This window comes from Ornithinimicrobium kibberense, assembly GCF_006519705.1.
Taxonomy (GTDB): Bacteria; Actinomycetota; Actinomycetes; order Actinomycetales; family Dermatophilaceae; genus Ornithinicoccus; species Ornithinicoccus kibberensis.
Map to the genome: position 1 here is coordinate 126,332 of NZ_VFXM01000010.1, position 12,555 is coordinate 138,886.

General features: G+C 73.7%; 14 protein-coding genes. 8 read left to right on the forward strand and 6 right to left on the reverse strand.

Annotation, left to right across the window (positions count from 1 at the left end; genetic code table 11):
• Window positions 1-29: 29 nt before the first annotated feature.
• From FJR00_RS10155 to FJR00_RS10165, 3 genes are all read right to left on the reverse strand, one after another.
• The gene (locus tag FJR00_RS10155) at window positions 30-425 is read right to left on the reverse strand and encodes a type II toxin-antitoxin system VapC family toxin (protein WP_141338617.1); all 396 of its coding nucleotides are present in this window, start codon (window positions 423-425) and stop codon (window positions 30-32) included.
• Window positions 422-664: a FitA-like ribbon-helix-helix domain-containing protein gene (locus FJR00_RS10160; protein ID WP_075958623.1), complete on the reverse strand. Its 243-nt coding sequence runs from the start codon at window positions 662-664 to the stop codon at window positions 422-424. The genes FJR00_RS10155 and FJR00_RS10160 overlap by 4 nt, the downstream gene beginning before the upstream one ends.
• A 93-nt stretch (window positions 665-757) precedes the next feature.
• Window positions 758-1,939 (reverse strand): NAD(P)/FAD-dependent oxidoreductase, encoded by a 1,182-nt coding sequence (locus FJR00_RS10165; RefSeq protein WP_141338618.1) that lies wholly within the window; start codon window positions 1,937-1,939, stop codon window positions 758-760.
• A 131-nt stretch (window positions 1,940-2,070) separates the two neighbouring features.
• On the opposite strand from FJR00_RS10165, the gene FJR00_RS10170 reads away from it, so the two are divergent.
• Window positions 2,071-2,316, forward strand: a complete 246-nt coding sequence (locus tag FJR00_RS10170) for a DUF6457 domain-containing protein (RefSeq protein WP_202876644.1) — start codon at window positions 2,071-2,073, stop codon at window positions 2,314-2,316.
• A 109-nt stretch (window positions 2,317-2,425) separates the two neighbouring features.
• The gene (locus FJR00_RS10175; RefSeq protein ID WP_181409582.1) at window positions 2,426-3,574 is read left to right on the forward strand and encodes a 6-phosphofructokinase; all 1,149 of its coding nucleotides are present in this window, start codon (window positions 2,426-2,428) and stop codon (window positions 3,572-3,574) included.
• A 39-nt stretch (window positions 3,575-3,613) separates the two neighbouring features.
• On the opposite strand, the gene FJR00_RS10180 is transcribed toward FJR00_RS10175, so the two are convergent.
• Both FJR00_RS10180 and FJR00_RS10185 read right to left on the reverse strand, forming a co-directional pair.
• Window positions 3,614-4,816: an amidohydrolase gene (locus FJR00_RS10180; RefSeq protein ID WP_141338620.1), complete on the reverse strand. Its 1,203-nt coding sequence runs from the start codon at window positions 4,814-4,816 to the stop codon at window positions 3,614-3,616.
• Window positions 4,813-5,847 (reverse strand): pyridoxal-phosphate dependent enzyme, encoded by a 1,035-nt coding sequence (locus FJR00_RS10185; RefSeq protein ID WP_141338621.1) that lies wholly within the window; start codon window positions 5,845-5,847, stop codon window positions 4,813-4,815. The genes FJR00_RS10180 and FJR00_RS10185 overlap by 4 nt, the downstream gene beginning before the upstream one ends.
• Window positions 5,848-6,023: 176 nt before the next feature.
• On the opposite strand from FJR00_RS10185, the gene FJR00_RS10190 reads away from it, so the two are divergent.
• The 5 genes from FJR00_RS10190 to FJR00_RS10210 are packed head-to-tail and all read left to right on the forward strand — an operon-like array spanning window position 6,024 to window position 10,689.
• On the forward strand, window positions 6,024-6,809 hold the full coding sequence (locus FJR00_RS10190; RefSeq protein ID WP_141338622.1) for an SDR family NAD(P)-dependent oxidoreductase: 786 nt from the start codon (window positions 6,024-6,026) through the stop codon (window positions 6,807-6,809).
• The gene (locus FJR00_RS10195; RefSeq protein WP_141338623.1) at window positions 6,806-8,137 is read left to right on the forward strand and encodes a flavin-containing monooxygenase; all 1,332 of its coding nucleotides are present in this window, start codon (window positions 6,806-6,808) and stop codon (window positions 8,135-8,137) included. Before FJR00_RS10190 ends, FJR00_RS10195 begins: the two co-directional genes overlap by 4 nt.
• Entirely contained in the window at window positions 8,134-9,060 is a 927-nt protein-coding gene (locus FJR00_RS10200; protein ID WP_141338624.1) for a bile acid:sodium symporter family protein, read from the forward strand. Before FJR00_RS10195 ends, FJR00_RS10200 begins: the two co-directional genes overlap by 4 nt.
• Window positions 9,061-9,116: 56 nt before the next feature.
• On the forward strand, window positions 9,117-10,109 hold the full coding sequence (locus FJR00_RS10205; protein ID WP_141338625.1) for an adenosine deaminase: 993 nt from the start codon (window positions 9,117-9,119) through the stop codon (window positions 10,107-10,109).
• A 52-nt stretch (window positions 10,110-10,161) separates the two neighbouring features.
• Window positions 10,162-10,689, forward strand: coding sequence for a mycothiol transferase (locus FJR00_RS10210; protein WP_141338626.1), 528 nt, complete (start codon window positions 10,162-10,164; stop codon window positions 10,687-10,689).
• A gap of 5 nt (window positions 10,690-10,694) precedes the next feature.
• Here FJR00_RS10210 and lhgO read toward each other — a convergent pair whose 3' ends face one another.
• Window positions 10,695-11,894, reverse strand: a complete 1,200-nt coding sequence (gene lhgO, locus FJR00_RS10215; RefSeq protein ID WP_141338627.1) for an L-2-hydroxyglutarate oxidase — start codon at window positions 11,892-11,894, stop codon at window positions 10,695-10,697.
• A gap of 90 nt (window positions 11,895-11,984) precedes the next feature.
• Between lhgO and FJR00_RS10220 the strand changes: the two genes are divergently transcribed.
• The gene (locus tag FJR00_RS10220) at window positions 11,985-12,512 is read left to right on the forward strand and encodes a gamma carbonic anhydrase family protein (protein ID WP_141338628.1); all 528 of its coding nucleotides are present in this window, start codon (window positions 11,985-11,987) and stop codon (window positions 12,510-12,512) included.
• Window positions 12,513-12,555: the final 43 nt, after the last annotated feature.

A 12,555-nucleotide genomic window follows, 5' to 3' on the forward strand; every position in this document is an offset into this window, starting at 1 on the left:
CGTCACCAGGTGGCTACTCACGGACGGGGTCAGAGGACGAGCACCCGCGCGTCGCTCAAGGATGTCGCCCCTCTGGCCAGACGGGTGTCACGGGTCACCAGCGGCGCGGCGAGCTCCTCGGCCAGGGCGACGTACGCCGCGTCGTAGGCACTCAGGTTCCGACCGAGGTCCAGCGCCCTGAGGGCGGAGGACCGATCCATCGCCCACCGGTCTATCCGCAGGTCGTGCAGGTCGTGGAGCGCGTCGCGAGCCCGGCCGATCGTCAGGTGCCTGCCCCTGACCAGGCCTCTCACCGCGTGCAGGACCTCGACGTCCACGTGGGCGGGGGCGTGCCACCGACCGGTTGCTGCCGGGCCCAGCCGTTCCGCCTCCAGGACGCCCGTCAGCAGGTCGACGACGACCGAGGCGTCGACGACCCAGGTCATGCGTCCCGTGGCTGGTCGGCGTCACGGAGCTGGCGGATCAGCGCCGTGGAGGAGACGGTGGACCGCTCGGACCGGGCCGCGACCCGGTCGAGCACCTCGGCACGCTCGGGGCGGGACGCCTCCTCCTCGAGCAGCCGTCGTAGCAGGAGGTTCAGCGAGATGCCCTGCCGCGCGGCCCGAGCCTTGAGGGTGTCGCGGACGGTCTCGTCGACGTCACGGATCTGGATGAGCACCGACATGGATGGATTGTAATGCACAGTGCATGAAAACCGTGCGGTGGCTTGTGGTGGCCCGCCGAGGGGCCTCGACCGGTCGACCGCAGTGGGCAGCGTTCAGGGCACGAGGCGCCCCTTGAGCAGCGACCGGAAGTAGATCATCGGCTCGACGTAGCGGTCGAAGGCCCACAGCCAGCGGCGTGGCACGGTCAGGTCGACCAGGCCGGTCGTCTGCTGCTGGGCCCCGATGCGGTCGAACTCGGCCAGGAACAGGTGCCGGCGGTCGACCGTGACCGGGATGATCGTGTAGCCGTCGTAGCGCTTCAGCGGCTCCTCCAGCCGGGCGGCGCGGATGTTGTCGGCGAGGATCTCGACCTGCCGGCGCAGGGCCCCGCCCGAAGGCCTCGTCCCCAGGGCCGCGACGTCGCCCAGGCTCCACACCCGCGGGGCGGAGCGGTGGGCCATCGTCCCCGGGTCGACGTCCACCTGGCCAGCCACGTCCTGGCCGGCCAGCGGGGCCAGCCATCCCGGCCCGCGGTAGTGGGGGACGACGAACGCGTGGTCGACCTCGTCGAGCAGGACCCCGTCCGCCGCGCCATCAAGGGTGAGGGTGCGCGCCTCGTGGTCGACGGCCGCGACGGTCGAGCCATGGTGCACGCTCACGCCCGCCTCGGCCAGGCGCGGCTCCAGCCGGCGGTCGGCGAACGGCAGGTCGAGGACGGCGGAGTACGGCGTGACGAGGTGGACGTCGATCCCCGGCAGGACGCCCTGCTCCCGCCAGTGGTCGAGGGCCAGGAAGAGCGGCTTGAGCGCCGTGCCCCCACAGGGGGAGGGCTCCGGAGGGATCGTGAAGACCACCCGGCCGGCCGTCATACGCCTGACGGCACTCCACGCGGGCTCGGCCTGGCTCTCCAGGTGGGGCGTGGTCGACCAGCCCGCCTCCATCGCCGCCGCCAGCCCCGGGATGCCGTCCAGGTCCTCCTCGAGCCCGGGGGCCAGGACGAGGTCGCCGTACCCGACGAGGGCGCCGTCCTCGAGCTCGAGCTCGCGCTGCTCCGGGTGGACCGCGACGGCGCGGCTGGGCAGCCAGGTGCACCCGTCGGGCACGACCTCCAGGGCCGGGCGGGTGAGCTCGGTCATCGACGCCTGCCCGCCGGCGACGTAGTTGAGCATGGGCCGGTAGCGGTGCGGGCGGTCCGGCGTGACGATCGCGACGTCACGGGCGCCGATCCGCCGCAGCCGCGCGGCCAGGGAGATGCCGGCGTTGCCGCCACCGACGATCAGGACGTCGTGCCACATGGGGTGCTCCTTGTCCTCGGGTCGTGCGGGTCGCCCCCGACGGTAGCGGTGGGGCCGGGTGCGTGCCGGACGGAGGCCCCGCGGCCGCCGCCCGGCGGGTCGGCCCGGGGCCTCGGTGGGGCCGTGGGCGCATGAGAAAAGCGAGCGAGATCGAGCAGCAGCACAGGCACTGGCTGGACCGCGTGGGCGAGGTCGCCGGCGAGCCGCTCGACGTCCACGCGGTCGAGCGCGTCCTCGAGCTGGCCAAGCGCGTCGCCCACGGGGCCGACCGTCCGCTGGCGCCGATCGCGGCATACGCCCTGGGGGTCGCCGTGGCCCGGGGTGCCGACGCAGATGCGACGGCCCGCCGCATCGCCGACCTGGGCGGGCAGGACTGAGGGATGCGCCCCCGCGTGGTCGAGCGCCGGGGCGTGCTCCTCCGTTAGCCTGACGCGCACCCCTACGACCGGCCGGGGCGGAGCGGCCCCGGTCAGAGCGGAGAGCGACGTGCGCATCGGCATCCTCACCGGCGGCGGTGACGTCCCGGGACTCAACCCCTGCATCAAGGCCGTGGTCAACCGGGTCCACGAGAAGGGGCACCAGGTCACCGGCATCCGGCGGGGGTGGGGCGGCCTGTTGAGCACCGACCTCGACGACCCGGCGTCCGTGGCCGAGAACCTGGTCGAGCTCGACCCGGTGGGCGTGCGCACCGTCGACCGGACCGGCGGCACCTTCCTGCACAGCTCGCGGACCAATCCCGGGAAGGTGAAGACCGGCGACGTGCCGGACTTCCTGGCCGGGTCGGTCGAGGGGGACGGCCCGCACGACCTCACGCCGCACGTGCTGAAGGTCATCGAGGCGGCCGGCATCGACGTGCTCATCCCCATCGGCGGCGACGACACGTTGTCCTACGGGTTGCGGATGCACCAGGAGGGCGTGCCGACGATCGCCATCCCCAAGACGATGGACAACGACGTCAACGGCACCGACTACTGCATCGGCTTCTCGACCGCGGTGACCCGGGGCGTGCAGTTCATCCACAACCTGCGCACCTCCACCGGGTCGCACGAGCGGATCGCGGTCGTCGAGCTGTTCGGGCGCTACTCCGGGGAGACCTCGCTCATCACGGCATACCTCGCCGGGGTCGACCGGGCCCTGATCCCGGAGGTGCCCTTCGACGTCGACCGTGTCTGCGAGCTGCTGCTGGCGGACAAGGCGGCCAACCCCTCCAACTACGCGATGGTGACGATCTCCGAGGGGGCCACCGTCAAGGGCGGGGACATGATGCTCACCGGCGAGGCCGACGCCTACGGGCACCGCAAGCTCGGCGGCATCGGGCAGGTCGCCGGCGAGCTCATCAAGGAGCGGACGGGCGAGGGGATCATCTACCAGCAGGTCGGCTACCTCATGCGCTCGGGCAGCCCGGACTCCCTCGACCTCATGGTCGCCACCAACTACGCCGTCATGGCCGCCGACCTGGCCCTGGACGGGTCGACCGGGCGCATGGTGGCGCTGCGCAACGGCAGCTACAGCAGCGTCCCGATCTCGGTGACCGGGGAGGGCGTCAAGCGGGTCGATGTGGGCGAGCTCTACGACGCGGCGAACTACCGGCCGATGGTGCGGCACGTGCGCGGGAAGCCGATGTTCCTCTACTGACGGCCGGTCCGCGCCTGGCGGGCGGTCCGGCTGCGAGGGTCAGGGCTCCGGCAGCTCGGCCCGCACCGCCTGCACGAGGAAGGCCACGCCGGCGGGGAGGATCTCGTCGTTGAGGTCGTAGTCGCTGCTGTGCAGGGGCGTCCCTCCGCGGCCGGGCTCGGTGCCGTTGCCCAGCAGGGAGAAGCACGCCGGCACGTGCCGGGCCAGGACCCCGAAGTCCTCGCTCGGCATGACCGGGTCGCAGTCGGCCACCACCCGGTCCGGACCGAGGACGGCGAGGGCGGCTGCGACCGCCCGGGCGGTGACCTCCGGGTCGTTGACCGTCGGGGCGAACTCGTGGGTGTAGGTCACCTCGGCCCGCGCCCCGTGCGCCGCCGCCACGCCGGTCGCGATCCCACGGATCCGCTCCTCCAGCAGGACCTGGACCTGCGGGTCGAAGCTGCGGGTGTCCCCGGTGATCCGAACCGTGGAGGGTATGGCGTTGCGCGCCCCGTCGGTCTCGAACCCGGTGCAGGACACCACGGCCGGGTGCACGGGGTCGACGTTGCGAGCGACCACCGTCTGCAGGGCCAGGACGATCTCGGCGCCGGCCACGAGCGGGTCGACGACCGCCTCCGGGGGGGCGGCGTGGCCGCCCCGGCCGTGGACCGTGATGGTGAAGTTGTCCTCGCTGGCCATGATTCCACCCGGACGCACGTGCAGGTGGCCGGCCGGGACGCCGGGCAGGTTGTGCAGCCCGTAGAGGACGTCGATCGGGAAGCGCTGCAGCAGACCGTCGTCGACCATCGCCTGGGCGCCACGGCCGGGCTCCTCGGCGGGCTGGAGGACCAGCCGGACCGTCCCGGTGAAGCCGCCCTCCTCGGCCAGCACCGCGGCCGCGCCGAGCGCCATGGTCATGTGCCCGTCGTGCCCGCAGGCGTGCATCGTCCCGGGGTTGGTCGACCCGTGCTCACGGCCCTCGACCTCCTGGATCGGCAGGGCGTCCATGTCGGCACGGAGCCCGACGGTCCGCGAGGGTCGGTCGTCGTCGGCGTCGCCCCGGGTGAGCGAGGCGACCAGGCCGGTGCCGCCGACGCCGCGGGCGACGGCATACCCCAGGTCCTGGAGGGTCGTGGCCAGGCGGTCTGCGGTGGCGTGCTCGGCGAAGGCGGTCTCCGGGTGGCGGTGCAGGTGGTGGCGCCAGGCGTGCAGCCTCCCGCCGAGGAGGCGGTGGACGTCGGCGGGCGTGGTGACGGCGCTCATGCGGCGTCGAGCCCTTCCGTGCTGAGCAGAACGACGACGGCGTCGGGCGGGAGAGCCAGGTCGGCGCGTCGAGAGGGGTCGTCGAGCGCCGCGCGAGCCCCGGCCAGGGTGGCTGCGCCGCACGGGCCGGAGGAGACGCCGAGCTCCCGGAGGTCGCGGGACGCGGTGAGGGCCTGCTCGTCGGTCACGGCTACGGCGGCGTCGCACCCGTCGCGTAGGACGGGCCAGGCCAGGGCCGAGACGGTGCCGCAGTTCATCCCGGCCATGACGGTGCCGGCCGTGGGAACCGAGGTAGGTGTGCCGTCCCGCAGGCTGGCGAGCAGGCACGCGGCGGTGTCTGGCTCGACGGACAGGACGCGGGTGGTCTGGAAGGAGTGCGGGGCGGTGCGGTAGTGCGACACCACGGCCTGGGCCAGGGAGCCGACGCCCACGGGGACGGCGACGAGGTCCGGCCGGCGGCCCAGCTGCTCGTCGACCTCCTCCACCATCGTCCGGTAGCCCTCGACGATCCATCCCGGCACGTCCTCGTACCCCTCCCAGGCGGTGTCCTGCACGAGGGCCCGGTCGTCGGCCGCCGTCGCGTGGTGGGCCGCGGCCCGGACCGCGTCGTCGTAGTCGCCCTCGACCCGCACCACCCGGGCGCCCTCGCCCTCGACGAGGGCCGACGTGCTGGCCGGCATGAGGGCCGGGACGAAGATCGTGGCGGTCGCGCCCAGCTCGCGGGCCGTCCGGGCGACCGCTCGGCCGTGGTTGCCGTCGGTGGCGGTGACCAGCTCGGCCCCGGGGAAGCGGTCCAGCACCTGGCGGCAGGCCCACGAGGCGCCGAGGATCTTGAACGCCGGCAGTCCCAGGCGGGAGGACTCGTCCTTGACCAGGACCCGGCCGACGCCCAGCTCCTCCGCCAGGGCCGGCAGGTCCGCGAGCGGGCTGGGGGCGTAGCCGGGCAGGGAGCGGTGGAAGTCGCGAGCGCCGCCGGTGGCGTCGGCAGGCGTCCACCGCCGGGCCGCGGGGTTGCTGAACCAGGACGTCATCGGCCCAGTCTGCCGGGATCCTCGTCCTGCTGCGTGTCGCGTGCTGCACCGCCGGGGTCCAGGCACGGGACACGCCGCAACGGCCACGGCACAGTGCGCGACACGCCGGGGGTGGGGGTTGGGCTGGGCGACACGCCGGGGAGGGGCGGGGGCCGTCGGCTAGCCTGCGTGCCACCGTGACGAAGAGGACACCCAGCACTGCGCATCCGCGCGGCCGAGCCGACCTGCGCGACGCCGTCGTGCTGGTCACCGGTGCCGCCGGGAGCATCGGCACGGCGCTGCGGACGCAGTTCGCCGCCGAGGGCGCGGTGGTCGTGGGGCTGGACCTGGTCGCCGACCCGGAGGCTGGCATCCTCGCCTGCGACATCACCGACCAGGAGCAGGTCGGTGCGGCGGTCGGGCAGGTCGTCGCCGACCACGGCCGCCTGGACGTCCTCGTCAACAACGCCGGCATCTCGGCCATCGGCACGGTCGAGGACCACGACCTGGCCACGCACCGCCGGGTCCTCGAGGTGAACCACCTCGGCGCGCTGGCCTGCACCCTCGCCGCCCTGCCGCACCTGCGGGGGAGCAGGGGCAGCGTCGTGACGATCGGGTCGGTCGCCGGCTTCGCCCCGGTCGCGGGCCGGCCTGCGTACGTCGCGGCCAAGCACGCCGTCACCGGCCTGATGGAGGCGCTGCGTCCCGAGCTGGCCGCCGACGGGGTCCACGTCGGTCTCGTCCACCCGACCTTCGTCACCACCGTGCTGACGACCGCCGACGGCAGCCGTGACCGTTCGACCACGGGAGCCCCGGTCAGGCCGGACGACGTGGCCGCCGCCGTGCTCGACGTCGTCCGCCTGCGCCGGGACCGCGCCCTGGTCGGACGCACCGCGCACCTCGCCTGGCAGGCCTCGCGCCTGGCCCCCCGCACCTACGCCCGCCTGATGACCCGCCGCCTGCGACAAGGAACCCCTGGATGAGCTCGCCCTCCTACGCCGTCATCGGCGCCGGTCCGTCCGGCCTGGCCGCGGCCCGCAACCTCCAGCGCTTCGGGCTGCCGTGGACCGGGTACGAGCTGGCCGCCGACGTCGGCGGGCTGTGGGACATCGACGCGCAGCGGTCGACGGTCTACGAGTCGGCCCACCTCATCTCCTCCCGGACGACGACCGAGTTCGCCGAGCACCCCATGCCGGAGGGCACGCCCGACTACCCCTCGCACCGGCACCTGCTGGCCTACTTCCGCTCCTACGCCGACCGCTTCGGCCTCCGCGAGCACTACCGCTTCGGCACCGAGATCACCTCCGTCGAGCCGCTGGGCGACCCCGGCGACCCGTCGACCGGGTGGGTGGTCCGCGCGACCGGGCGCGACGGCATACCCGTGGAGACCGAGCACGCGGGCGTGGTCGTCGCCAACGGCACCCTGTCCGAGCCGAACGTGCCGCAGCTGCCGGGGCACTTCGACGGGGAGGTCTTCCACACGGCGGAGTACAAGCGGCCCGACGTCCTCGCGGGCAAGCGGGTGCTGGTCGTGGGCGCGGGCAACTCGGGCTGCGACATCGTCGTCGACGCCGTCCACCACGCCGCCAGTGTCGACATCAGCGTGCGGCGCGGCTACCACTTCGTGCCCAAGTACGTCTTCGGCCGCCCCGCCGACACCCTCAACCAGGGCCGTCCGCTGCCGCCGCGGATCAAGCAGGTGGTCGACAGCCGGCTGCTGCGCATGTTCACCGGCGACCCGACCCGCTTCGGCTTCCCCGAGCCGGACCACAAGCTCTACGAGTCGCACCCGATCGTCAACAGCCTGATCCTGCACCACCTCGGGCACGGCGACGCGACCGTGCGGCCGGACGTGGAGCGGCTCGACGGCGACGGGGTCGTCTTCCGCGACGGGACACGGCGCGAGTACGACGTTCTCGTCCTCGCCACCGGCTACCGCCTGCACTACCCCTTCCTCGACCCGTCGCTGCTGGCCTGGCCGGACGGTGCCGGCGCGCCGGAGCTCTACCTGCAGATCGTCAGCCCGGCCGCCGAGGGCCTGTACGTGGTCGGCATGGTCGAGGCCTCCGGGATCGGCTGGCAGGGGCGCTGGGAGCAGGCCGAGCTGGTGGCCGCATACCTCGCCGCGCGCGAGCGCGACCCCAAGGCGGCGGCGCGGATGTGGGCCACGGTGGGCGACCGCTCAAGCTGGCCCGACCTCACGGGCGGCTACCACTACCTCGGGCTGGAGCGGATGGCGTACTACGTCAACAAGGACGCCTACCGTCGGGCGGTCCGGGCGCAGACGGCCGAGCTCGGGGTGGCGCCGTGACCGACGTCGACGACATCCGGATCGCCTTCGACGAGGGCTCGCTGACGACGCTGCGGATCGTGCTCGGGCTCATCCTGCTCGGGGTGGCGCTGGACACGCGGGTGTCGGACTTCCGGCGGGCGGTCAGGCGGCCGTGGGCGATCCTCGTGGCGGTGTTCGCGCAGTTCCTCGTGCTGCCGGCGATCACCTTCGTGCTGACCCTGCTGCTGGACCTGCGCGGGTCGCTGGCGCTGGGACTGATCCTCGTGGCCTGCTGCCCGCCGGGCAACGTGTCCAACATCCTCACGCACCGGGCCGGCGGCGACGTGGCGATGTCGGTGTCGATGACCTCGGTGGGCAACGTGCTGGCGATCTTCCTCATGCCGGTCAACGTGGCGTTCTGGGGTTCGCTGCACCCGACCGGGCGCGACCTGCTGCGCGAGATCGAGCTGAGCCCGCTGTCGATGCTGGCCGAGATCCTGCTCGTCATCGGGCTGCCGTTCGTCGTGGGGATCTACCTCAGCCACCGGTTCCCGCGGTTCGCCGGGAAGGCCCGTCGGGTGGTCGGTCCGGTCGCCACGCTGGGCCTGGCGGCCGTCATCGTCGTCGGGGTGGCCAACAACTGGGCGATCTTCACCGCCTACATCGGGTTGGTCGTGGTGGCGGTGTTCGTGCACGACGCGTTGGCGCTGCTGCTGGGGTACGCCATCGGGCGGGCCGCGCGGCTGCCCGAGGGCTCGGTCAAGGCGTCCACCTTCGAGGTCGGGATCCGCAACGCGGGCCTGGGCCTGCTGCTGGTCTTCAGTTTCTTCGACGGGCTCGGCGGGATGGCGCTCGTCGCCGCCTGGTGGGGGATCTGGGACATCGTCGCCGGGCTGGCCGTCGCCGCGGTGTGGAAGCGGCGGACCGGGGTGAGTCCGGAGGTGGGGGCGGCGGTGGCCTGAGCCCGGCGCGGAAGGACCTCGGGCCCCACGGCCCGGGCTCCTGCCATCATGCCCCCATGACGATCCCCACCGCAGAGCTGCACCTGCACCTCGAGGGCACCCTCGAGCCCGAGCTCATCTACACCCTGGCCGAGCGCAACGGCGTGCAGCTGCCGTGGGCCGACATCGACGACCTGCGCTCGCGCTACGACTTCACCGGGCTGCAGCACTTCCTCGACCTCTACTACGCCAACATGGCGGTGCTGCGCACCGAGGAGGACTTCGCCGACCTGACCCGCGCCTACCTGGCGCGGGCGGCGGCCGGCGGCGTGCGGCATACCGAGGTGTTCCTCGACCTGCAGGCGCACACGGCCCGGGGCGTCTCCGCCGAGGTCGTGCTGCGGGGGGTGTCCGGGGCTCTCGAGGCCGCCGAAGGCGAGCACGGGCTGACCGCCGGGCTCATCGTCACCTTCCTGCGGCACCTGCCCGGGGAGGAGGCGACCGCTGCGCTGCGGGAGGCCCTGGCTGTCGACGTCCCGCTGCTGGGGGTCGGGCTGTGCTCCTCGGAGACCGGGTCGGCGGCGCCGTTCCGCGAGGCGTTCGAGCTCGCAGCCGCGCACGGGCTGCACCGGGTGGCCCACGCGGGCGAGGAGGGGCCGGCGGCCAACGTCACCGAGGTGCTCGACGTCCTCGGCGTGGAGCGCGTCGACCACGGCCTGCGGTCGCTGGAGGACGACGCCCTGGTCGACCGGCTGGCGGCCGAGCGGGTGCCGCTGACGCTGTGCCCGCTGTCGAACGTCCGCCTGCAGGTGGTGGACTCCCTCGAGGGCTACCCGGTGCGTGAGCTGATGGACCGCGGCGTCGTGGTCACCGTCAACAGCGACGACCCGGCCTACTTCGGCGGCTACGTCGACGACAACTACCGCGAGCTCACCGCCGCGCTCGGACTGACGACCGCCGAGCTGGCCACGCTCGCGCACCACAGCGCCGAGGCCGCGTTCGTGACGCCGGAGCGGCGGGCGCGGCTGGACGCCGAGATCGAGGAGTGGCGCGCCGCGCAGGGGGAGTAGGACCTGGCCGGTCCGGTTGTGGGGTGTCGGTCGTCGTGGACACACTGACGGCATGACCGCTGCCGCCACCGACCTCGTCCGTGCCGTCCTGCTCGACGGCTTCCAGCGCATCGAGGAGGGGGTGGGGGAGGTCCTCGGCGGGCTCGACGCCGAGGACCTGCGGTGGCGTCCCGGCATCGACGCCAACCCGGTCGGGTGGCTGCTGTGGCACCTGAGCCGCCAGCAGGACGCCCAGCTCGCGCAGATCGCGGGGGAGGAGGAGGTCTGGCGTGCGGGCGGCTGGCAGGAACGGTTCGACCTGCCCTACGCCCCGGACGCGCACGGCTACGGCCAGGACCCGGGCGACGTCGGCCGGTTCGAGGTTCCGGACCCGGCCCTGCTCGAGGGGTATGCCGCCGCCGTCCACGAGCTGACCCGTCGGCTCGTGCACGGGCTGGGGGAGGAGGACTACGGCCGGGTCCTCGACGACAGCTGGGACCCGCCGGTGACGGTCGCGGTGCGGATCTACTCGGTGCTCGAGGACGCGGCGAAGCACCTCGGGCAGGCGGAGTACGTCAAGGGGCTGCTCGGCCGGGGCTGACCGCGTCAGCCGATCGCTGCCAGCACCTCGTCGCGGATCAGCTCCCCGATCGGGATCGCGGAGGTGGCAGCCGGCGAGGGGGCGTTGCACACGTGCAGCTGGCGGGCGGTCCGGCGCAGCAGGAAGTCCTCGACCGACCTCCCGCGGCGGTCGACCGCCTGCGCGCGGATCCCCGCCGGGTAGGGGCGCAGGTCCTCCAGGGTCACCGACGGGCAGTAGCGCCGGACCCGCTGCAGGTAGGCCCGCCGGCTGATCGAGTCCCGGACCTCGGCCAGGCCGGTGCGCACGTGGTGGCGGGCGAAGCGCCACATCCCCGGGAAGGTCGCGAACGAGGCCACGTCCCGCGGGTCCAACGACCACCGCGGGTAGCCCTCGCGCGCCAGGCCGAGCACCGCGTTGGGTCCGACCGTGACCCGGCCGTCGATCGTGGGCGAGAGGTGCACGCCCAGGAACGGCAGGGCCGGGTCGGGGACGGGGTAGATGAGCCGCTGCACGGGCCGGCGGTCCAGCGGCAGCTGGTAGTACTCCCCGCGGAAGGGCACGATCCGGAAGTCCACGTCCAGCCCGCCGAGCCGGGCGACCCGGTCCGCCTGCAGACCGGCGCACGCGACGGCATACCGCGCCCGCACCAGGCCCGTGTCGGTCTCGACGTCCACGCCGGGGGAGCTCCCGCCCGACTCCTGGACGGCACGCACCGACGAGCGGAGGCGCACGCTCCCGCCGCGCGCGAGGACGTCGTCGGCCATAACCCGGGCCACCCGCCGGAAGTCGACGACGCCGGTCCCCGGGGAGTGCACGGCCCCGAGCCCGGTGACCAGGGGTTCCATCTCCGCCAGCTCGGCCCGGTCCACGCGACGGACCGGTATGCCGTTCTCCAGGGCCCGGGCGTGGAGCGCCTCCATGCGCCCCAGCTCGGTGGGGTCGGTGGCCACGACGAGCTTGCCGACGGTCCGGTGGGGGATGCCGTGCTCGTCGCAGAACTGCGTGGTGGCCGTGGCCCCGGCCCGGCACAGGCGGGCCTTGAGCGAGCCGGGGGCGTAGTACAGCCCGGCGTGGATCACCCCGGAGTTGTGGCCGGTCTGGGCGGTGCCGACCTCGTCGGCCTTGTCGACGACGACGACCCGCAGGCCGGGACGGGCCAGGAGCAGGGCGCGGGCGGTCGCCAGACCGACGATGCCCGCACCGATGACGACGACGTCCTCCACGGATGCCTCCTCCTCCTCGGCGTGGTCCCCTCCCCGGACGCTACCGGCCGGAGGACCATGGTCGGAGCCCGACGAGCGAAGGAGACGACGATGGCAGCAGCAGGTCTGGTCCTGCCCCTGGGCGACCGGCGGCCCGAGATCGACCCGGAGGCGTGGCTCGCGCCGCAGTCCGTGGTCAGCGGCAGCGTGCGGATCGGGGCGGGCAGCAGCATCTGGTACGGCGCGTCCGTGCGGGGCGACAGCGAGCAGATCACCCTGGGGGAGCGGGTGAACCTGCAGGACAACGTCGTCGTGCACGCCGACGCCGGGTTCCCGACGACGGTGGCGGACGACGTGTCGGTGGGCCACGGCGCCGTGCTGCACGGGTGCTCGGTCGGCACCGGCACGATCGTCGGCATGGGGGCGGTCGTGATGAACGGCGCGGTGGTCGGGGAGTCGTGCCTGGTCGCGGCCGGGGCGGTCGTGCTCGAGGGCACGCAGGTGCCGTCCGGGTCGCTCGTGGCCGGGGTGCCCGCCAAGGTCCGGCGGGAGCTGACCGACGAGGAACGGGCGGGCCTGCGGAAGGGCATCGGGCACTACCCCGCGCTCGCGCAGCTGCACCGGGCCGCCCTGGCCTGAGGCTGCGCCCAGGACGCGTCCACCTCTAGCCTGGAACCCCGGA

Bases quoted from the DNA above. Each gene is read 5' to 3' on its own strand.
- FJR00_RS10155 (WP_141338617.1), bottom strand. From the start codon at position 425: ATGACCTGGGTCGTCGACGCCTCGGTCGTCGTCGACCTGCTGACGGGC.
- FJR00_RS10160 (WP_075958623.1), bottom strand. From the start codon at position 664: ATGTCGGTGCTCATCCAGATCCGTGACGTCGACGAGACCGTCCGCGAC.
- FJR00_RS10165 (WP_141338618.1), bottom strand. From the start codon at position 1,939: ATGTGGCACGACGTCCTGATCGTCGGTGGCGGCAACGCCGGCATCTCC.
- FJR00_RS10170 (WP_202876644.1), top strand. From the start codon at position 2,071: ATGAGAAAAGCGAGCGAGATCGAGCAGCAGCACAGGCACTGGCTGGAC.
- FJR00_RS10180 (WP_141338620.1), bottom strand. From the start codon at position 4,816: ATGAGCGCCGTCACCACGCCCGCCGACGTCCACCGCCTCCTCGGCGGG.
- FJR00_RS10185 (WP_141338621.1), bottom strand. From the start codon at position 5,847: ATGACGTCCTGGTTCAGCAACCCCGCGGCCCGGCGGTGGACGCCTGCC.
- FJR00_RS10195 (WP_141338623.1), top strand. From the start codon at position 6,806: ATGAGCTCGCCCTCCTACGCCGTCATCGGCGCCGGTCCGTCCGGCCTG.
- FJR00_RS10205 (WP_141338625.1), top strand. From the start codon at position 9,117: ATGACGATCCCCACCGCAGAGCTGCACCTGCACCTCGAGGGCACCCTC.
- FJR00_RS10210 (WP_141338626.1), top strand. From the start codon at position 10,162: ATGACCGCTGCCGCCACCGACCTCGTCCGTGCCGTCCTGCTCGACGGC.
- FJR00_RS10220 (WP_141338628.1), top strand. From the start codon at position 11,985: ATGGCAGCAGCAGGTCTGGTCCTGCCCCTGGGCGACCGGCGGCCCGAG.